At 47.3% G+C, this 21,743-nt stretch carries 15 protein-coding genes; 3 read left to right on the top strand and 12 right to left on the bottom strand.

The window, feature by feature from the left end:
* Position 1: 1 nt before the first annotated feature.
* From EIZ48_RS19890 to EIZ48_RS19850, 9 genes are all read right to left on the bottom strand, one after another.
* Positions 2 to 3,136, bottom strand: coding sequence for an efflux RND transporter permease subunit (locus EIZ48_RS19890; protein ID WP_160655249.1), 3,135 nt, complete (start codon positions 3,134 to 3,136; stop codon positions 2 to 4).
* Positions 3,133 to 4,296 carry an efflux RND transporter periplasmic adaptor subunit gene (locus EIZ48_RS19885; protein ID WP_160655246.1) on the bottom strand — a complete coding sequence of 388 codons (1,164 nt, stop codon included), beginning with the start codon at positions 4,294 to 4,296 and terminating at the stop codon, positions 3,133 to 3,135. Before EIZ48_RS19885 ends, EIZ48_RS19890 begins: the two co-directional genes overlap by 4 nt.
* A gap of 10 nt (positions 4,297 to 4,306) precedes the next feature.
* Positions 4,307 to 5,173 (bottom strand): ABC transporter six-transmembrane domain-containing protein, encoded by an 867-nt coding sequence (locus EIZ48_RS19880; RefSeq protein WP_160655243.1) that lies wholly within the window; start codon positions 5,171 to 5,173, stop codon positions 4,307 to 4,309.
* 375 nt (positions 5,174 to 5,548) lie between these two features.
* Positions 5,549 to 6,988 (bottom strand): glyceraldehyde-3-phosphate dehydrogenase, encoded by a 1,440-nt coding sequence (locus EIZ48_RS19875; protein WP_160655240.1) that lies wholly within the window; start codon positions 6,986 to 6,988, stop codon positions 5,549 to 5,551.
* 328 nt (positions 6,989 to 7,316) lie between these two features.
* Positions 7,317 to 9,026 carry a GGDEF domain-containing protein gene (locus EIZ48_RS19870; protein WP_160655237.1) on the bottom strand — a complete coding sequence of 570 codons (1,710 nt, stop codon included), beginning with the start codon at positions 9,024 to 9,026 and terminating at the stop codon, positions 7,317 to 7,319.
* Positions 9,027 to 9,212: 186 nt separating this feature from the next.
* Positions 9,213 to 10,310, bottom strand: coding sequence for an anhydro-N-acetylmuramic acid kinase (locus EIZ48_RS19865; protein ID WP_160655234.1), 1,098 nt, complete (start codon positions 10,308 to 10,310; stop codon positions 9,213 to 9,215).
* Between the two features lie 144 nt (positions 10,311 to 10,454).
* Positions 10,455 to 12,305 carry a maltodextrin glucosidase gene (gene malZ / locus EIZ48_RS19860; protein ID WP_160655368.1) on the bottom strand — a complete coding sequence of 617 codons (1,851 nt, stop codon included), beginning with the start codon at positions 12,303 to 12,305 and terminating at the stop codon, positions 10,455 to 10,457.
* 156 nt (positions 12,306 to 12,461) lie between these two features.
* Positions 12,462 to 12,905 carry a DUF4174 domain-containing protein gene (locus EIZ48_RS19855; protein WP_160655231.1) on the bottom strand — a complete coding sequence of 148 codons (444 nt, stop codon included), beginning with the start codon at positions 12,903 to 12,905 and terminating at the stop codon, positions 12,462 to 12,464.
* Between the two features lie 204 nt (positions 12,906 to 13,109).
* Positions 13,110 to 14,033, bottom strand: a complete 924-nt coding sequence (locus tag EIZ48_RS19850; protein WP_160655228.1) for a LysR family transcriptional regulator — start codon at positions 14,031 to 14,033, stop codon at positions 13,110 to 13,112.
* Between the two features lie 190 nt (positions 14,034 to 14,223).
* On the opposite strand from EIZ48_RS19850, the gene EIZ48_RS19845 reads away from it, so the two are divergent.
* Positions 14,224 to 15,417 carry a glycine C-acetyltransferase gene (locus EIZ48_RS19845; protein WP_160655223.1) on the top strand — a complete coding sequence of 398 codons (1,194 nt, stop codon included), beginning with the start codon at positions 14,224 to 14,226 and terminating at the stop codon, positions 15,415 to 15,417.
* A 123-nt stretch (positions 15,418 to 15,540) separates the two neighbouring features.
* The gene (tdh, locus tag EIZ48_RS19840; protein WP_160655220.1) at positions 15,541 to 16,572 is read left to right on the top strand and encodes an L-threonine 3-dehydrogenase; all 1,032 of its coding nucleotides are present in this window, start codon (positions 15,541 to 15,543) and stop codon (positions 16,570 to 16,572) included.
* A gap of 66 nt (positions 16,573 to 16,638) precedes the next feature.
* Here tdh and EIZ48_RS19835 read toward each other — a convergent pair whose 3' ends face one another.
* The gene (locus EIZ48_RS19835; protein ID WP_160655217.1) at positions 16,639 to 18,057 is read right to left on the bottom strand and encodes a lipopolysaccharide biosynthesis protein; all 1,419 of its coding nucleotides are present in this window, start codon (positions 18,055 to 18,057) and stop codon (positions 16,639 to 16,641) included.
* Positions 18,058 to 18,133: 76 nt separating this feature from the next.
* Positions 18,134 to 19,087: a glycosyltransferase family 2 protein gene (locus tag EIZ48_RS19830; RefSeq protein ID WP_160655214.1), complete on the bottom strand. Its 954-nt coding sequence runs from the start codon at positions 19,085 to 19,087 to the stop codon at positions 18,134 to 18,136.
* Positions 19,088 to 19,409: 322 nt separating this feature from the next.
* Between EIZ48_RS19830 and EIZ48_RS19825 the strand changes: the two genes are divergently transcribed.
* A complete protein-coding gene (locus tag EIZ48_RS19825; protein ID WP_160655211.1) occupies positions 19,410 to 20,558 on the top strand; it encodes a glycosyltransferase in 1,149 nt (382 codons plus the stop codon).
* 42 nt (positions 20,559 to 20,600) lie between these two features.
* Here the strand turns inward: EIZ48_RS19825 and EIZ48_RS19820 are convergent, their stop codons facing one another.
* Entirely contained in the window at positions 20,601 to 21,425 is an 825-nt protein-coding gene (locus EIZ48_RS19820; protein ID WP_160655208.1) for a sulfotransferase domain-containing protein, read from the bottom strand.
* Between the last annotated feature and the right edge of the window lie 318 nt (positions 21,426 to 21,743).

Here is a 21,743-nt window from a genome sequence, read left to right as displayed (position 1 = left end):
ATTATCCTTCATGAATCGCTGTATTGGGCAAAGCCTGAGGCGCCTGAGTGTCAGGAATTGTATCGCAACGATCTTTGCGGGTAAAAATCTGCAGTAGTATTGGTATCAGCAGCAGGGTAACGGTGGTAGCAAATAGCTCGCCGAACACCAATGAGACCGCAGCAGGCTTAAGATACTGTGCCTGTTCCGAGCTTTCGCTAAGTAGCGGCAGCAAACCGCACACCGTGGTGACGGTCGTCAGAAATATGGCTCGGACTCGGCTGGTACCGGTATTAATGAGTGCCTCAAGCCTTGGCATACCACTTCGGTAGTTTTTGTTGAAGCGGGTGATTAATATCAGTGAGTCGTTTACCACAACACCGGTCATTGCCATCATACCGAACAAAGACAGTATGCTGATAGGCAGACCCATTATGGCATGGCCAAATATGGCGCCCGCAAAGCCGAATGGGATCACCGCCATAATAATTAGTGGCTGCCAGTAAGATTTAAGCGGGATCGCCAGCAGGGTATAGATCAGCAGCAGAGTGAGGATCATGGCCTTTTTAAAACCTGTCTGCACTTCGTTGATCTCTTCAAACTCACCAACGGGCTTTACGACGGCACTTGGATATTGTTTGCTGAGTGTTGGCAAAATATCCTGCTCAACAGTCTTCCACACCGCTTCCGGTGCCTGAACGGTTCGGTCTTGGCGCCAGTACACCGTGATAACCTCATTGCGGTTTCGTCGGTATAGGGTATGCGGCTCTTGTTCGTAGGCTGCATTGGCAATGTCTCCCAGTGTCAGGTACTGCCCAGACGGTAAGAATACCGGAGAGTCGAGTACACTTTGCAGGCTGCGTCGTTTGTCGTCACTAAACTGCAGGACAACCTTGGTTTCCTCAGCCTGGTGGAGCAGGCGGTGGATATCATATTGGCCGAAAGCACCGCTAATGATATTGGCAAGATCTGACTGGGTCAGCCCAAGGTGCTTTCCATATCGGTTTAGGGTAAAACGAAGCTGAGGTAGGCCAGATTGTCCGTCGTCATAGATATCATTAACTCCCGGGATATTACTGAGCTGGTGGCGTAACGCCTCAGCAGCCTGCTTGGCTATTCGGCGTTCAGGCGCTCTGATACTGATAGCGGTACCGCCAGACCAGTCATCGGTAGCGGTAAATTTAACGGCATAAGCGCCTTCAAAGCGACCGCTGGCCCCTTTCCATTCATTAAGCAGATAGTTGTTGGGTAGCTTACTCAGTGCTTCGGTTGTGAGCTCGACGGTGGCTTCGACATTGCTACTGCCGTTTGTTGCAACAAGCAGGTTAATGATTGGCGACTCTTCCAGACCAAATTCAGCGCGTATTTTGTTGTTCAGCGAGCTAGCCGCGCCCTCAAGCTGTTTGGCATGCAGAGCCAGTAATTCATGAGGCGCACCGTCTTCCAGAGAGATATCGGCACTTAAATATCGTCCGGGGATCTCCGGAAACAGGCTTGATTTGATGTTGCCGCTGAACCACAGGCCATAGGCAAGAACCAGGGTACTGATAAAGCCAATCAGGCTCGCATACCGATAGCGAATGACGTAATCCAGCATCGGTTTGTACACCTCGAAAGTAAAGCGCTGGAGCTGCTTATCGCAAAACTGCTGCAGACGCTTGAAGTTGCGGCTTAGCCAATGCTTAGGCTCTCCCTCTGGCGGTGAGCTTAGGTGAGCGGGAAGAATGAACTTACTTTCTACCAGTGAAAACAGCAGCGCCAGAATGACTACCGCCGAGAACCCGGCCAGTACTTTTGCCAGTTCATTTTCGATCCATAGCATGGGCGAGAATGCGGCAATGGTGGTGAGTACACCGAAGACGGTGGCAACGCTAACGGCCTCCACACCTTTTCCGGCGGCCTGTTTGGGATCGGAATATTTGCCGCGTGCCTGATGAATACTCTCGCCGACGACAACGGCATCATCAACCAGGATCCCCAGTACTAAAATCAGACCAAACAAGGTGATGTCGTTAATGCTGTAATCCAGCGCCGGTAAACCCATCACACCGAGTGTGCCGGCAATCGAGACCGGGATCCCGATAGCAACCCAGAAAGCGAGTTTTAGATTGAGAAACAGGCCAAGGAGTACGACGACAATCAGCAGCCCTTGCCATGCATTGTTGCCGAGGCGGGCAAGTTGGTCTTCGACATAGGGAGCCATATCGGCCATGGTGTCGAGGTAAATATCATCAGGCAATAGGGCTCGTTGCTGCTGCAGGACTTCTTCTATCGCCTCGCTGACACGCAACAGGTTGTCTTTTCTACTGGTGGAAACCAGTAGTGCGATTGCATTATTACCATTGTTGCGAACCAAGGCATCAGTCTTGACGTATTCACGGCGGATCTGGGCAATATCTTCAAGTAGCACTTCGCTGGTTGGGGTTGTTTTTACAACGACTTTGCGAAGTTTTCTGACTGTATCAGCATAGCCGTCTCCGCGCAGCAGCAGCTTGCCCTGACCATTTTTAATGGTACCGCTTCTGGTTTCCAACGATGCCTGGCGGATATGGTACGCAAGATCGTTAAATGAGATCCCGTAATGACGAAGACTATCCGGATCCGGTTCGATTACCAGTTGTGATGTGCGTTTGCCCCAGTTTTTGACAGCGGAGATGGCAGCATGTTTTTTTAATGCAATCTCTAGCTGTCTTGCTACGGGCTGCAGCTCGTCATCACTTCGTTCACCAGAGATCACGACAAATGAGGCCAGGTTGCTAAATTCATCACGAAAGATCTGCGGATTCTCTGCCAGTTCAGGGAAGCCAACAATGCTGTTTACCCGGTTTCTGACATCCTCGATCAGGCGTTCCAGGTTGGTATCTGTGCGTTTTTTCACCCTGACAGTAGACAGGCCAACTGAAGAGCGGCTGGTAATTTGTTTTATTCCCGCAAGATCACTGATTGCTTCCTCGATTCGTTGTGTGATCCCTTCATCGACTTGACTAGCCGTTCCGCCGGGGTAAGTGACACTCACTACCAGGCTAGTTGGCTTGGTTTGCGGAAAACTTTCTACTCGTAGTGTGGTAAGCGAGAGCGCACCCAGGGCCAGAATCGCGACCATTAATAAATTAGCTGCAACGGGGTTATCCAGAAACCAGCGTGTTAACCATTTCATTGCGATTCCTCGCTGTTATTGGCATAGCTGTTATTGGCAGAGTTGCTATTGGTATAAATAGGCTCGACTTTAGATCCGGGTAACATGGTCAATAAGGGGTATTTGACAATGTTTCGACTGCGTTCAGGCTCTTTGTTGAACTGGAACCACACCTCGTTGCCGTCTTCATTGAGCTGGATAATTGGCTCGAGTACGAGCTTGTTATCACCATTGACGCACCAAACCGCGCCGTCGAGAGTTAAAACTGAGATTGGCAGGCGATGAACAGGCGCATCGGGGGTGATGTTAAATATGACCTTAACCTGTTGCAGTGGTAGTAAAGCCTTAGGCTGCTGGAATGGATTTTCCACGGCAAGAACCAACTGACGCTGGCGGGTAGCCGCATCGAACTCCGGAGCAATGTAGCGCAGCTTTACCGGCCAGGTGTTGTTATCTCTATCGACAACGGAGATCTGGCTTGGCTCTATCTTGCCACCGAGTCTTTGCCATAGGCGTTTAGAGAGTGATACCTCAATATCGACGCTGTGACTCGAAGCAATGATGTAGAGAGGCGTACCTGATTCGACATGCTGGGCTGGCGAGGCAAATCGCTTGAGAATGACGGCATCAAACGGCGCGGCTACACGGCTTTCGATCAGTCGTTGTCTCACGCTGGCCAAAGCCTGTTCGGCATGATGAACTTCGGCAGCTGCCGCGGCGACCTGTGGCTCACGGCGGGCAAAGGCAGAACTTACGTTTTGTGGCAGTATTTTCTTGGCGACGGTCTGTTCGTGATTTTCTCGCTCAAGCTTCAGGCGAGTACTGGCCAGATGGCTTTTGGCTTGTTCAACTTCGGCTGCTATGTGCGTCGGGTCAATTTGTGCGAGAAAGTCACCTTTCTCTATCAAGCTGCCCGGCTCAATGTCAGTGTTGAACTCCGTCAGGTTGCCGTTGGTTGTCGCTTTTAGCTCTGTTTGCCAGCGGGACTGGGTGATACCAACTGTTGATACGGAGAGCTGTCGCTTCGCCGGTGACGATGGTAGTACCGTCACGACTTGAGCCGCGGGAACTCCTGTAGTTACCGGTAATGAGCTATCGGGGAGTGAGTCCAGCACCAGCAAGACGCCGGCTAGAGATAACACCGCCAAGGTGATAGGGACTTTCTTTTTGATTGATTTCATGTTTCTCACCTTATTTGTTTACAGGTGCAAGCTGAACACAGTTAATTCTTGCTGTAATTTCATGTAACCGGGATAACGTCTGCAGTGCGACAGGCAGCATGATGGCTGACTCTACGTACTCCCACGAATAGCTGATGATGGAAAAAATACTGCCGGGTGTAATGCTTGGTAATGAAGCTGCCAGCCAAAGGTTGGCGACGATAAAGCCGAACTGAACGAGAAAGATCATGCCATATAGGATGGCCTCGGCGTCGGAGAGCTGGATCTCACGCTGACACAAACGTCGAAGGTGGGTTAACAGCTGTCGAGGATTCCGACTGTGAAGAATATGGACCTGCTTTTCTTTCTGTTCGTTTAACGCGCTGTTTAACCGGATAAATCGCTGATGGAACAAGCTGTACATCACCAGCATCAAGATAGTTGAGATACAAGCTGACACCGCTAGTGACTGGGAAAACCCAAACAGGATGACAACCGAAGCGATGATTTGGATACAGGCGGTAAACAGTGGCGGTAGTTCCTCTTCAAGAAAATCGACCAGTTCACGGGACATTTCGAGCCGGGCGTTGCGGATCGAAACCGGGAGGCGTGACAGACGAACGTTAATTTCTCGAGCTAGCTCCACCCGGATCTGTCCATAGGCACGGGTGTCATACAGGCGTCTAGCTACGCTAACCACAGTAATACTTGCCAGTACAATCGCTAATAGTTGGAGGGAGTGAATATCACCTGCCAGCAGACCGTCTATCGACAGGCCGATAAAAAGCGGGATCAAGGCTAACAGTACATTTTCGACGATGACGAGTAGCCAGGTGATGAGCATTCGCCATTTAAACATTTTGATAATGGCGATAAGGTCGATGTGATAAGGCCACATTAGTTGTTCTCCCTGTTTAGTGGATCTGCAGGAAAGGGCGTTACACCGGGATGACGGTTAACAGGCGAATGTTTGTGAGTTAACATATTTCAGAGCATTGATTCCAAAGCATAAAAATCGGGTATCGACTTCTAGGTAAAATTTGGTCATGGCGCTATTGTCCCTGCTCCAAACAGGAAAAACGTGTCCGCTTTTGCTGTAATGCTGACGAATTTATGCTCTGGGTGAATAAATCTGAAGGTACTAGTTGTGAAGATTGAGTTCAGGTAATTGAATGACAGGGAGAATATTCTGGACTATGAGATGAAAAAGCCGCCTAGTGGAGCGTAGGCGGCAAATAGCAAGAGGGGATATTATAGTTATCTTATAGCAGTGTTATTTAGCTTCAGGGTAGGTTTTGTAACGCACACCCATCATTTGTTCCATGCAGTGTACAACCTGGCAGCTGTAGCCAAATTCGTTGTCGTACCAAATGTAGAGTACACAGCGTTTGTCCTGCGCGATAGTCGCGGCGCCATCAACCACACCGGCATGACGAGAACCAACGATATCGGTTGATACAATCTCGGTAGACTGCGTGTAATCAATCTGGCCGGAAAGCGGTGAGTTCAGGGCCATTTCACGCAGGTACGTGTTAAGCGCTTCGGCATCAACGTCAGAATCCAGGTTGAGGTTGGCAATAGCCATAGAAACGTTCGGGGTCGGAACGCGAATAGCATTACCCGTCAGTTTTCCGGCTAGCTCAGGCAGCGCCTTGGCAACGGCCTTAGCAGCACCTGTAGAGGTAAGAACCATGTTCAATGCAGCAGAGCGACCACGACGTTCGCCGCTGTGGAAGTTATCGATCAGGTTCTGGTCGTTGGTGAACGAGTGAACGGTTTCGATATGGCCCGACTGGATACCGTACTTGTCATTTACCGCTTTCAGAATCGGTGTAATAGCATTGGTTGTACAGCTGGCGGCCGAGATGATCTGGTCTTCATCCAGGATAACAGACTCGTTAACACCGAATACGACATTCTTGAGATCGCCTTTGCCCGGAGCGGTCAGCAGTACTTTTTTCGCGCCAGCACATTCAAGGTGCTTGCCAAGGCCTTCGGCGTCACGCCACATACCGGTGTTATCAACAACAAGCGCGTTATTGATACCGTAAGTGGTGTAGTCAACTTCAGCCGGGCTGTTTGCGTAAATAACCTGAATATAGTTGCCGTTAACGATGATTGCTTTACGGTTTTCGTCAACGGTGATGCTGCCATTGAACTGACCGTGAACAGAGTCACGACGGAGCAGACTGGCTCGTTTTTCCAGATCTCCGTCTTTGCCGCCACGAACAACGATCGCACGCAGGCGAAGCGGATAGCCCTGACCGCTCTTATCAATAAGCAGGCGAGCCAGCAGACGACCGATTCGGCCGAAGCCATAAAGAACCACATCCTGAGTTTCGACAGACTGCGAGCTGTTGAGTGATTCGATAAGGGCTGTACTTAAAAAGTCATTCAGGTTGCTTACATCGTCTTGGTTTTTCCAGTACTCGTAAGCCAGTTGGCCGACATCAATCCGGCAAGGAGACAGGTCAAGTTCGGTCAGCGCCTGGATCAGCGGCAATGTCTGAGAAGGAGAGAGCTCGCTGCCGGTATAGCGGCGGGCAACGCGGTGTGCCTTAATGATATCGATTACAGAGGCGTTGACAATTTGGCGACCGAACAGAAGGATTTCTACGCCTTTCTGACGGTATAGTTGGCCAAGAAGTGGTGAGATGGATTCTGCATTGGTTTGGCTTGTTTGCCAGTCTAGAAGATATTTTTCCGGACTCATCTTTACTTAGGACCTTTCACGTTTAGGGAAGAGAAACAGGACTATATCCTGTGTACTGTTATCGTTCTTATGGGGCGCAAGTGTAACGTTTGCGTCGTTTTTATCCTAGTAAAATTAATAACTTGTAAATGTGATCTTTGTCGGGCTGAATTGGTGATCTTCATCAAGTTTTAAGTTGATTGTTCTGCTTTTTTCCGACTGGATATAGCAACTTATTTTTTAACGATTTATTCACTTTTTGTGATGAATTCAAACAATTAGTAGTCTGTGTTGTTTTCAAGGGCAGAACTAGACGGTAATCCTGCGATAAATGTGGGTTATTGTTGCATTAGCTTGCAACAACCTGGTTCCTACCACTGTTTTTGGCTGTGTATAACGCGGTATCTGCTCTTTGCAAAATGGTTTCGAAAGAATCACCGCTGGCGAAATTGGTAACTCCGATACTCGCGGTGATGGTGCCGATGTTACTGATATTGAGTTGGCTGATATTCTGAGTGAGTCTCTGACAGACAATGACAGAATAGTCAGCCAAGGTATCAGGCAAGACAATAAGAAACTCTTCCCCTCCCCAGCGGTAGACCCGATCGTTAGGGCGGAGCGTTTCTTTTAACGTTTCTCCAACCGCACACAGCACTTCATCGCCCGCCTGATGGCCGTAGGTATCATTGATACTCTTAAATAAGTCGATATCTAAAATGGCGACCGCCAATGGCTGATAATCCATGTTGTAACGCTTAATGTGGGCGACGATTTCACGGGAGGCAGCTCTTCGGTTAGGCAGTCCGGTGAGTTCGTCGGAATAGGCGTGTGCCCGTAAGATTTTTGAGGCTGCCTGTAATTCTTTATTGCGCTCATCCAGATCTTTAGTGCGTTGCCGGACGATGGATTCTAGCTCCAGATTAAACTGGTGCAGTCTACGTTGTGCCGTGATCCGCCGCTTAATATTGATTGTGAGTATTGAGATAACGATAAGCATAAAGATAAACAGAGCAATCGTGCTGTTAATCAGCTTTGCGTGTTCGTCATAGAGTGAGACTGGGCGGTTAATAATGGTGCTCTGTGCGGGTAGGCGGCTTAGGTCGATACCAAACCGTATTAGTTGGTGATAATCGAAAGAGGGTGAATAATTTGCTTTATCCGGTACTTTGATGTTTTTCAGCGGAACACCATCAAGAATCTTGATGGCTATTTTGGCGGCACTTTTACCGTGCTCATAAGGGTTATTCATGAGGCCACCTGTTCCCCCGTAACCGATAATGATCGTTCCCCACATGCCATATACTGGCACTTTACTTTTTCGAGTTAGGATAGGCAGATGGTGCTCATAGGAGAAATAGGTACCTAGTTTATCCTTATGGATAGCTAGCATCAGGAACACGGAGTTAAATTCTGCATTTTCTGCCCGTTGGTAAAGTTCCGGAAGTGAGAATTGATCCCAAACCTCCAATGTAACGTGCTTTTTATGCGGATCAGCTTGCCACTGTGCTTTGATCTCTCTTGCTCTCTTACCCATGTTCAAACCAAGGCCTGTGGTGTCGCTCAGCATTATGATCTGCTTCGTTCTGGGCTGAAGCTGTAAAATCAGATCCAGGTTTCCTTCAATTTCCATGCCTTCAACTATGCCGATAATGCTATCGTGGTGCACCATCAATTCCGTATTGGGCACGTTGACACCACTATAGACAACAGGTTTGCCAGGAAATAAGTCTTTGCCATTTTCGAGTATAAAATTGTACGCATGATCATCGGTAGTCATGATGAGATCGGGTTCATACACTTGGTACTTGTGTTTGAGCAGTTCTATGAGTTTGGTGTGATAAACCTGATCATCCACGAATCGTCTTTCATCCATGTATTCAATATGAAGATTCTCCGCATGAACGGTATCTCTCAGTACATCTTTGATGCCCTGAGTTTGCTGAGTTGTCCATTGGTACTGGGGATGATATGAATTAACAAGGAGCACAATAGGCTCCTCTTTGGACCACGCCAATAGAGGAAGAGAAAAAAGTATAAACAATATCAACTTTACAGCCATCTTGTATGAGACCTTATCTAATACCAATATCTGAACAACGACTTATCCAGTTGGATAAACTGCAGCTAAGGATTTCTACAAGTATAGATTTTTTAAATGAAGTTCTTAGGGCAGCGGAGTTTACCTAAAAGAGACTCCGTTGCCAAAGATGAAGGAGATAGCCGTTTCGCTGTGTAATGGGAACGATTATGAGGGGTAGATTGCCCCCAGGCTAGTTAGCTGGTTGGCACCTGTTACTTCCGGAAGGTTGCCGGGTAGTTGATGCAGAGTGCGATAAGCCAGCCAGGCGAATGCCATGGCTTCCATATTATCTATATCCACCCCGCGCTCGGCCGTTGTAACAACCGTCCAATCTGGCAAGAGCTCTGCGAGTCTTTGCATGAGCAGAGGGTTGTGAGCCCCGCCGCCGCATACCAGTAATTCGCCAGGGGTTTCAGTGCGAACATCATCGGTAATGGTGATGGCTGTCAGTTCTGCCAGTGTACGTTGCACATCTTCTGGTTTGACGTTGAGCTTAGTGAGGTGGTTATCAAGCCAAGCGAGGTTGAACAGTTCGCGTCCCGTGCTCTTGGGTGCAGAAAGAGCGAAAAATGGATCACTTAACAGCGATTCGAGTAGCGCTGGGTGTACAACTCCGGATTGTGCCCAGGCACCGTTATTATCGTAGCGCTGGCCTTTGTGTTTGTGGATCCAGGCGTCCATCAACATGTTGCCGGGCCCGGTGTCAAAGCCAGTAACCGGTTTTTCGGGCGTCAGGATGGTGATGTTGGATATACCACCAATATTGAGCACAACGCGAGTCAGATCCGGTTGACTGAAAAGCTGCTGATGAAAAGCCGGGACAAGCGGTGCTCCCTGGCCGCCGTAAGCCATATCTTTGCGGCGGAAATCGGCCACCGTGGTGATGCCTGTTTTGGCCGAGATAATGTTGGCATCGCCGAGCTGCATGGTAAAAGCATAGGCGGACTCAGGAGAGTGATAGACCGTTTGTCCATGACTACCAACTGCTGCGATGGTTGCCGGATCAACGTTTGCTTTTTCCAAGAGCGCGAGGACGGCATCGGCGAATAAGTGCCCGAGGCGATGATCGAGCTCGCCGATCGCTTTTAAGTTGGTTGGCTGACCCATACAAACATCTAACAGGGACTGTTTAAGGTTCTCGCCCATAGGAAAAGCATGTTCGCAAAGTAACTCTATTTTGCTGCCGTTAATGTCAACTAAAACCGTATCGACACCGTCCATGCTGGTTCCGGACATAATTCCAATGTAACGTTCAGATCCCATTATTGCCTCGGTTATGTGCAGGGTATAAGTCCTATATTTACATGGAACTAAGAAGCACGGCAAACCTTAATTGGGTAGGCTGTCAACGCCACCCGGCTAATCCAGGTTAGATTAGCTGGGTAGTAGGTTAGCTGGTGCGGAAGGCTAGGCGTGGCTTAGCAATAAGCCCTCTTTACCTGCCAGAGTTAGTGTGAGTATGCCTTGTTTGGACTGCCATTCGTCGCCGGTAAGCAGATCCTTAAGTTGAGCGTTTTCAATACCCAGTTGCCAGACGGGAACTTCAATCGTCTTGGCGTGCTCACTGTTGTTCATCAGGCAGAGAGTGATTTCTTCACCTAACGTTCTGGCAAATACGAGCTGTTTATGCTCGGCAACGAGCCATTGGATGCTGCCTTCCTGGAGGGAGTGATGATTTCTGCGAATAGCGATTAGCTGTTTGAGGAAGTTAAACATCGTATGAGGCTTTTCGGTTCGCTCCCACGGGAAACAGCGGCGATTGTCAGGATCCTGCCCGCCTTCCAGTGCCACTTCAGTTCCGTAGTAAATACAAGGTGTGCCCACATAAGCAAATAACATTAACAATGCCAGTTGCATGGTTTCCTGATCGTTTTCCAGCATGGTCAGGAAGCGCATCGTATCGTGGCTATCCAATTGGTTAAGCTGGGAAAGCTGATTGAGCCAAGGCACTTTGCTACGGGCCTCGTTGAGCCAATCCACCAGTTCGTCGGCATCAATTTGGCAACTGTGGTAGGCAATGTCTTTGTGGGCAAAAAAAGCACGGATTGGGTGGGCGAAACCGTAGTAGTTCATCGCGCCATCTTCCTGATCGCCTTGGAGCCATTGGCTCGCCTCGAAGAAATGCTCGCCTAGTACATAACAGTCAGGGTTTTCAGATTTGGCCGATTGACGGAATGCTTTGACATAGTGGGCATTGTTGGTTGCACCAGCGCCTTCACCCAGCATGTGAATAACGTCAAATCGCCATGCATCGACATTGTACGGTGGGCGAAGCCAGTGCTTGATGACGGCATCTTGTCCCGAGTAGATGTATTCCTGCACGTCGGGGGTTGAGAAGTTAAGCTTTGGCAGGCTCGATATGCCATTCCAGCCAATATAATCGTTGCTTTCTCCATTGAACTGGTAGTAATGGCGGTACTTCGACTCTGGATGGTTATACGCACCGGCTTCATTCTGGTTCTTTTGGTACATATCGAACCAGGGATGATTGACAGAGGTGTGGTTGTACACGGCATCAAGCATGATCTTCATATTGCGCTGATGCAGGTCGGCGACCATCTCGGCGAATTGCTCATTGGTTCCCAGGTGTGGATCAACGTTTCGATAATCGGTCGTATCGTATTTGTGGTTGCTGGGAGCTGAGAATATCGGGTTAAGGTACAGGGCGGTAATACCTAGATCTTCGAAGTAATCGAATTTATCGTGAATGCCCTTGAGATCGCCGCCATAAAATTCGTTCGGGCCATTGCTGCCGTGTGGCGAAACGGGCTCTCCCCATTCTTTGGCAATAGTTGGCCTCTCATTGCCTTTGAGGCAATATTCATCGGTTTTGACACTGATTTTCGGATCACCGTTTGCAAAACGGTCGGGGAATATCTGATAGAAAACCTGTTCTTTAACCCAGGCTGGCGGCTGATCGTCTTTATTGTACTTGAAGTGGGCCTCTTTGCCGGGAACGCGTGGCGACACCCCGTTACCGTGTAACCACCACTGGCGACTGTTCTGCATTACCTTAAAACAGTAGTGGGTTAGCGATCTATCTGTGTTTAGCGGGATTTCACCATGCCAGTATTGAAGCCGGCCATGGGCGTTGCCGCGTACCATATCAACAAGCTTTTCCTCGTTGTCTGGCTCGCAGCGAATGAATATAGCAGAGATAAGTAGGTCAGACTCGCTGACCAGGGTCAGTTTCAAGCTGTGCTCAGAGGGAGTTACCCAAGCCGTATCTTGACCGTGATATAAGTAGGGTGTCTTCATCATTGTTATAACTGGCCAGTTGGAAGGTCAATGGCTAACAAGATACTGCTTCAAGCACCAAAAAAAATCAGCCTTCGTCAAAAAATGCGACGGCGTAGACGAGAGGCGTAGAGCAGTTATGTCTGCTCAGTATCTCGATGTGTGGACGGTATAGATTTAAATGGCGCAGCGGCTTTGGCGGTATGTCATTTCTCGCTGACGGAGTGGCATTTTGTCGACCAGGTCGGTGATATGTCGCCAGTTGGTTTCTTCCCCCCAGCGATGCTTTTCAAGGCCGTCTTTGCCAATCAGAATGGCCGTGTGGCTATCTTGGGTAATGTTATATTTTTGCTGAAGAAAGCGGATATCTTCAGGGCTGAATAAGTCTTCGGGCTGGTTGAAACCGTCGCGGGTAATAATGATAGTTACGATATCTCTTTCCTGCAGCAGGCAACCGTTCATTAGCGTTTGTTTCATGAATTCTTGTACGTACTGATCTTTCTCGGGAGCAAAGAAAAGAATACTGCGGTGATTCCAGTGCAGCGAATCCAGAGGGTAAGAGGCAACACTGGTCGAAAAGAGAATAACGGCTGAGTATAAACAACTAATCAGAGCTTTCATGTTAGCTCTCCTGCTCCCGGCTATACCATAGGAGAGTGGGTTGGACTTGTATCAATATAAACGGCAGTTATGTCAGATTGGATCAATCACGTGTCTGCCGCCTAGTATCAAAGCCATAAGTACTAAAACCAGTATAGTCTATGGCTTGAGAACCTCATTTGGATGATTATGTGCTATGTCAGCTCTTATGGTAAGGCAATGTGGCTAATGTACTGTGTACTGGTATAAATGTTCCGAGACGTAGTCAATAAATACCCGAAGACGAGCAGGCATAAACTTGGTTTGGGCAAATTGCAGTGCAATATCGCCCTGGTAATTTCCTTTGATTGTCCAGTCACTAAGCACTTCAGTTACCGTTCCTTCTTCGAGCGGTTTCTTGATTACGAAGTCTGGGAAAATGCCGATCCCCAATCCATCAAGCACCCCTCTCAGGCGCATTTGCGAATGGTTAACGGCGTAGCGGCCGGTGACGGGTATGGTGTGGAAATCATCCCCTTTAACAAAGTCCCAGATATGATCCGTGGCCGTTTCACCAAGAAAAATACAATCGTGCTGGAGTAAATCGGTTGGTACGGTAGGGGTACCACGTCGAGCCAAGTAGTCTGGGCTGGCGCAAAGGCTCAAGCTCACCTTGCCAATCTGCTTTAGTACCAAACCTTCTGTCGGTTTCTCTGTCAGTCTGAAGACCACGTCGATGCCTTCTGAAACGAGATCTATATCACCATCTGATGCTTTGAGCTTGAGTTGGATATCGGGGTACTTGGTGAGAAAGGGGGTCACTAAAGGCTGGAGCACGATACTTAAAAATGCTTTAGGGGCCGCCACCGTCAGCGCACCAGAGGGCGTTGCATGCTCCGAGCTTGTGAACTCGACCACTTGTTTGGTTGCGTCAAGCATTGCGCAGCATTGATCATAGATCCCTTTGCCCGATTCGGTGATCACGAGTTTTCGGGTGGTGCGCTCAAGAAGTTTGGCTGAAAGCGTGTGTTCGAGACGCGAGAGCTGTTTGCTCAGTGCCGATGGGGTGACCCCTAATTTTTTTGCAGCGGCTGTGAAGCTGCCTTCATCGACAACAATTTTAAAAACAGCCAGTTCCGGCATAAGGGCAATCAGTTTATTTGTGTCCATAGTTCAACAGTCCTTTTCCAGGTCAGGGGATAATAGTCTGAATGCGCTTGAATTAGAATGGATAGAGTTCAAACATCCTGTTAATTGAACATTTTTTCAGTCAGATCTCCTAACCTGATTATATGGATTATCGTCTGGCGAATGCATGCTTAAACATACATTCGCTACAGTCATAATTGAGAGGAACATCATGTCAGCTGCATTCTACGACCAAATCAAACAGCAAATCGAACAAGTAAAAGCTGAAGGTTTATACAAATCAGAACGTGTTATCACATCAGCGCAAAAAGCTGCTGTTTCTATCCAAACTGGCGAAGAAGTTTTAAACTTCTGTGCAAACAACTATTTGGGTCTTGCTAACCATCCTGATCTGATTGAAGCCGCTAAAGCCGGTATGGATCATCACGGTTTCGGTATGGCCTCAGTCCGCTTTATCTGTGGTACGCAGGATTCTCACAAAGAGTTAGAGCAAAAGCTGTCTAACTTCCTGGGCATGGAAGATACAATTCTTTATACTTCTTGCTTCGATGCTAATGCGGGTTTGTTCGAAACAATTCTTGGTGCAGAAGATGCCATTATTTCTGATGCGTTGAACCACGCTTCAATCATTGATGGTGTTCGTCTGTGTAAAGCGAAGCGTTTCCGCTACGCAAACAACAACATGCAAGAGCTGGAAGAACAGCTAATCGCTGCAAACGAAGCGGGTGTACGTCACAAGCTGATAGTTACTGACGGTGTGTTCTCGATGGACGGTGTTGTTGCCAACCTGCCTGCTATCTGTGACCTGGCTGATAAGTACGATGCGCTAGTGATGGTTGATGACTCTCACGCCGTGGGCTTCATGGGCGCAAATGGTCGCGGTACGCATGAATACCACGATGTTATCGATCGTATCGACATCATCACTGGTACCTTGGGTAAAGCGATGGGCGGTGCTTCAGGCGGTTATACTTCTGGTAAGAAAGAAGTGATCGAATGGCTACGTCAGCGTTCTCGTCCGTATCTGTTCTCTAACTCAGTCGCACCAGCCATCGTCTCTGCGTCAATCCGAGTTCTGGATCTATTGGAAGAAAGTGGTTCGCTACGTGACCAGCTATGGGACAACGCCGCGCACTTCCGTGCTCGTATGGAAGCGGCTGGCTTCACCATGGGCGGTGCAGATCACGCAATTATTCCAATTATGCTAGGTGATGCAAAAGTGGCTGCTGAGTTTGCTGAGCGAGCTCTGGCGAAAGGCATCTACGTTATTGGCTTCTCGTTCCCAGTTGTACCAAAGGGACAGGCACGTATCCGTACTCAGATGTCTGCTGCGCATAATCGTGAACAGCTAGATAAAGCTATCGATGCCTTCATCGAAGTTGGTAAAGATATGGGTATTATCTAATTGCCATCTGTCGCGATAGCGAGCTAATGCAACAACAGGGGCGGGTAGAATGTACTCGAATAAAAATAGTGGTAGCCCGCTTCTGAATATTTCACTGCAATACTATTTGTTGAGATAAAGGTCATGAAAATTAAAGCTCTTTCTAAACTAAAGCCTGAAGAAGGCATCTGGATGACTGAAGTGGACAAGCCTGAGCTTGGTCACAATGATCTGCTAATCCGCATCAAGAAAACAGCTATTTGCGGTACTGACGTTCATATCTACAACTGGGATGAATGGTCACAGAAAACAATTCCTGTTCCTATGGTTGTTGGCCATGAGTACGTAGGTGAAGTTGTTGGTATCGGCCAGGAAGTGCGTGGCTTCGAAATCGGCGACCGTGTTTCGGGTGAAGGTCATATCACTTGTGGCCACTGCCGTAACTGTCGTGGCGGCCGTACCCACCTTTGCCGTAACACTACAGGTGTTGGCGTAAACCGTGAAGGTGCGTTTGCCGAGTATCTGGTGATCCCTGCATTCAACGCATTCAAGATCCCTGATGAAATCTCCGATGATCTTGCTTCAATTTTCGACCCGTTTGGTAATGCGGTACACACTGCACTTTCATTTGACCTAGTTGGTGAAGATGTACTGATCACCGGTGCAGGCCCGATTGGTATCATGGCAGCAGCTGTTGCCAAGCACGTAGGTGCTCGCCATGTTGTTATCACTGATGTTAACGACTACCGTTTGGATCTGGCTCGTGAAATGGGTGTTACCCGTGCAGTGAACGTGGCTAACGAGAAGCTTGAAGATGTGATGGCTGAGCTTGGCATGACAGAAGGCTTTGATGTCGGTCTTGAAATGTCTGGTAACCCATCGGCGTTCAATAGCATGCTAACTGGTATGAACCACGGCGGTAAGATTGCACTGCTGGGTATTCCACCATCAGACATGGGTATCGACTGGAATCAGGTTATCTTCAAGGGCTTGGTCATCAAAGGTATCTACGGACGTGAAATGTTCGAAACTTGGTACAAGATGGCAAGCCTGATCCAATCTGGCCTGGATCTGAACCCAATCATCACTCACCACTTCAAGATTGATGACTTCCAAAAAGGCTTCGACGCCATGCGTAGCGGGCGTTCCGGCAAGGTTATCCTTGATTGGGAATAATCGATAAGTCGATAATTTCTATTGTTAAAAAGCGCTGTTAATCAGCGCTTTTTTTATATCTGCGATTTAGCTGGCAGTTAAATTTAAGCGAGAAGGCGTTATGCTGGGGAAAACCTTTATGCTGATAAGCAGTACCAGCATAGAAAGGCTTAAGAGCCCGCCAACAATCAGCTGTGCCCAGAGGTTGAGGGCAGGGTATATCACTTGGCTGATGCCGTATAACGCAGCCCCGATCAGTACACAGGCCAGCCAGTCGGAATGGCGGTAGGGCAGTGTAAGCTTCGTTTGGCTAAAGTAATAAAACAGCGCCAAACGAACGGTATAGACACCTGCCAGAACAAACACGGCTGCCCATATGTTGTATTGCGGGATGAGCAACCAATAACCTGTAACTGCCAAGGCAGAACATAACCACTGAATCCACATCTGGCATTGGCTGGAATCACCGCTGAAGCAGCCAAGATTTAATAAGTCACTGGCGTTTTTCAATGCACTCACCAGAATGAGCCCAACAACAACTTTGGCAGCGAGGTGGTAGTCTTCGGGTAAGAAGAGGCAGATGAAACTGGGTACAGTCAGTATCAGAGAGACGGCAAAGAAAATTCCCAGGTTGGTGCCAAGGATCGCATTCCTGGCGCACAGCTCACGCCCTTGTTCTTGCTGTAATATTTTGATTCGGTTGGGGTACCACCATAGCGCGAAGGGCTGCATCAATAATGCGCATATCATGGCAAATTTAGCGGCTATCGCGTAGACAGCAAGCGTATCAACACCGACTTTGTCCGCGAGCACCCAGCGGTCTAACCCGGTAATGGCAAATAACCCAATATTGCTGATAACGAACGGAACACTGTACTTTAGGAGCGGCAGGGAATAGCCCAAATTGACACTACCTGCCATTTGTGTCCATTGGAATTTGAGTAGGAAGAAAAGTAGCATTACGCTTGAGCAGGCTCCGGCTATCAGTAAGGCATCAATGCCATAACCAGCTTCCAGTAAAATGATAATAAGCAGGGCCTGAAAAATGGCCTTGACGACGTTGTAGAGACAGAATTTTTTGGCTAGTGCTTCCATACGCATTAACGTCAGCGGAATCGCAATTAATCCCTCCAGCAGGGTCGGAACGGTAATGAGTACGATTTGGTAGGGCGCAAATTCATGGGGCAAGTTTGCCAGCAGCAAAGGCAACATCAACCAAATAAGAAAGCTAGCGGCTATAGCAACGAGCAGGCTAAGCAGAAAGCAGTTGGAAATCAGTTCACTGCGCTTTCGACCGTCGCTCGGGCCGACATAACGATACAGAGATTCAATAATGCCAAAGCCGATAATGATGGTGCCGATATCTGTCAACAATATGAGTGACTCTAGCGAACCATACTCATACGGCGTCAGTCGGGAAGTCACATATGGCATCATGAACAATGACACTCCCTTCATCATTATTATTCCGACGCCATAATAGGCAGACTGTTTTAATGCACTCATCATAAACCCTATTTAGCTATATCAATTCCCAATCCATTTCTACGCTGGCGATGTCGCCAAATTGAAATGGTGGCAACTACTTGATCGGTACTGATTGCTTGTGCTTTTGAGATGGCATAAGACATTTCTTCATGTCGCCGAGCGTATGTTTTACACGTCTGGTTTGGGGATCAATCAGCAAAGAGTGGAAGTCGTGCAGCAGGGCGGTATATATATCACCTTTGGTTCTGAAATAGTCAGCATAGCCTTCTTGTAGCCTTGCCCGAGCTTGTGATAACGACTTCTTACTGATTGATGTATTACGATCCTGATAATGTGAAATAACCTCAGAGACAGAAAGCAAATTATTCCATCGCTTAGAATCTGTTTGGGTTATTGAGCCTGCTCTCATGAGATACCCGGTGTAAGAGTGCTTCAATAGTGCAACATCAAAATGCTCGCACACCTTTAGCCAGAAATGCCAGTCCTCGCAATAACTCATCTCTTCATTGAAAAAGCCGAGCTTTTGAAAGACAGCTTTGTTAATCATGACAGTTGATGTACCGATAATGTTGTTGGCAAAAATATCATTGAGCGGGTTGTCAAAGAAGTGAACAGTGTGCTGGTCACTATTGTACTTATTCCAGTACGCCAGACAGTCGATAATTAATTCATTGTTTTCGTTGAGGTGATCGTAGTTGGTGAAAGTCATTCCAAGGTGTTTGTTTTCTTGATGAACTCTGACTTGTTCGGAGACTTTTCCACTGTACCAATAGTCATCGGCATCCAGAAAAGCCACGTAGTGTCCTGATGATTGTTTGATGGCGATATTTCTGGCTGATGCGGCACCGACCCCGTCTGTGTTTATGACGATAATATTGTTACGTGTTTTGCTTAGGGTAGCCAGATACTTGTCAGTGCCATCGCTGCTGTTATCGTTAACAACAAGGATTTCGATATTTTTATAATCCTGGGCGAGAATGCTCTCAATCGCCTTAGGCAGATAAGGTAGGCAATTATATGTTGGTATGACTACAGATACTTTATCCATGGCTGGCTCCCTTTAGTTTTAAAGGGTGAAGCAGAATTCATACCTAAATCGTGCGTATAGCATCAGTTTTTGAATGGCTGAATTCTATATTATTGAATTTTAAGGGTTATATTGAAAGAGGGAAGTGGTGTTTATACTGTGCTGAAGAGAGGTGTGAGTGGGTGAAGTGCAATAGATGGTGTGCCAGATGATATGTTGCTTATTGCCAGTATTTTCTTATCTGCATTGCAGAATGCGAGAATAAACGGCCATATAACGTTGAAGAAGATAGGAACAGTTATTGCTTTTCATAGTGTAAACATCTGCTATAGAGAGCGTAATAATGAAAAAAGTAGCCTTCGTTGCACCTACATTTCCTGTGTTGAGTGAAACATTTATCCGAACTGAAATTGATTCCATTGAATCCTGCGGTCACGATGTTTGTGTGATGACCTTTGAGAAACATCTTTCAGCTCAGAAGTTTAGTTATCCAATCTATGAGATTGGAGAGAGCTTTAGCTTTAACTTCTTGGCGAGAATCAGCCCAAGTAACCTTTACAACTGTATTAAGTTTGTGATGGAACAACAATCGATGCCGAAGCGATCTCTATTTGCTTACAGCGTCAAACTGGCATCTCAAATGGCGAAGCTAAATGTCGAGCATGTCCACGCTCACTTTGCTCAACATACGACTTCTCACAGCATTGCAGCGGCTAAATTACTGGGTATTTCCTGTTCGTTTGTTAGCCATGGCCATGATATTTATGAGCATGCTTTTGATATCCCCCTAAAGCTCAAAAGAAGCGATTTTGCCGTGGCAGTGTGCAACGACATGAAGGAAGACTTTTTAAAGCTGGGCAATAACAATATTAAACTCCTGCACTGTGGAGTGAAAACTTCGTTATTCAAGCCCCAGTCGAAGCTAAAGCATAACAAAATTCGACTGGTCTTCTTGGGGAGGCTTGTCGAACCTAAAGGTGTGACTTATTTGCTTCAAAGTATGCAAGGCTTATGTGAAACGTATCCGGTTACTCTTGATATTGTTGGAGACGGCGAACTGTCCGAGGAGCTTAAGCAGCAAGCCTTAGCTTTAGGTATTGCGAAACATGTCAATTTTCTTGGCCCGAAAGAGCCGTATTGGGTAAAGGAAAACCTCCCCCAATATGACTGTTTAGTGGCGCCTTTTTGTGTCGCACAATCCGGTCTGGTAGATACCGGGCCTTTAGTATTAAAAGAAGCAATGGCAGTGGGAGTACCTGTGATAACGACCAACATTATGGGGTGTAAAGAGATTGTCGCTCCCGGCACGGGCCTGATGGTAAATGAGAAAGATGCAACAGCTTTGGCCCAGGCCATTGAGCGGTTCGTGCGTTTACCGGCTGAAAAGCGGGAGCAAATGGGGCAGGAGGCACGTCGTAATGTTGAACGTAATTTTGATGCTTTTAAGCAAGCAAAAATTTTATCCAAGTGGATAGAGGCAGCGGCTCATTAACTTATTTTCCCTGACGTTGCTTGGTTATAATGGCTTTGAGTATTACAGGTACGAAACACCAAAGTCTTCTTTTAGCTTTCTTTGGTCTAATTCAAAAGCTATGTTCAATAGATTTCGTTGATCCTCTGATATCCGGGGGATCTCTTTAGATATCGCTTTCTTAATTAACTGTCGAAATGAGTTAGGAATAAGCTTATCAATATTTTTTGTCCACCGGTTGTTGAGTAGAAAGAGGCCGATAGAATTATATTGCTGACCTTTATTGGCTTGTTGCTGTTCTAGTGCAGGGCTGCGGGGAATGCCAAGAAAATCTTCGCATTGATTGATAGTTTTCAGCTGATCCTGCACATAGTCCTCAAATTTTATGATTAGAAAATTGCGCTTGTCAAAGTGTTCAAGGTACTTGCTTACCTGCTCATGGTAACGGCTGAGCTCAAGGTAAAAAGAATCTTCCTTGATAGCTTTATCAAATGGGCGCTTCTCCCTGCCATACTTAACGTCATGCCAGTAGTGAGAATAGATCCTCATGGCAGGTTCTCTAACAATATAGATGAACTTAGCATTAGGATGATCCTGTTTTATACGCTTCGGGACATCAAGTAGTTTGTCGCGATTCGGCAAAATTGCTAAGGATAAATTACTAAGCGGGCACATGGTATAGCTGGTCGAGGCATCGAGAGGGATCTTCTGTTGCTTATCAAAGCAGTCGTTGTACCAGTCGACACCACGGTGATAGTTGCCGGTGTAGTAGTCCGGCTCTTTAGGGCTGGAAAGGCATATTTTGGGGTTATTGCCAAGTTGTTTGGCTAATGAAGTCGTTCCTGACTTTTGCGAGCCAATAAGAAAGATGGGTGACACTCTGTCCATGACTTATATCCCTTATTTAAGCATTCTTGAATAGCTTTAGTGTTTTTTTGCCGTTTGGATAAAGTATGAAAATAATCACTCTTTTCTCAAGTGAGTATCAATCTATTGTTTGCATGTCGCATTTATAACACATGCGCCTATGTGGTTATGTATTTGCGTGCATATCTGTGTGTTGATAGTGGTACGTATCAAAGGCCAGAAAGTAGGGAATCATAGTGATATAGTTCACGAATTCTGTTATCCTTGCCGCCAATTTCGTTGCTAAAGTCGCCTGAACCCGGCGGCTTTTTTAATGCTTGATACATAAATCATTATTGG

Source organism: Photobacterium alginatilyticum (assembly GCF_009910675.1).
Taxonomy (GTDB): Bacteria; Pseudomonadota; Gammaproteobacteria; order Enterobacterales; family Vibrionaceae; genus Photobacterium; species Photobacterium alginatilyticum.
The sequence above is the reverse complement of the archived record's forward strand: the minus strand, read 5'-3'. Positions and strand labels throughout refer to the sequence as shown.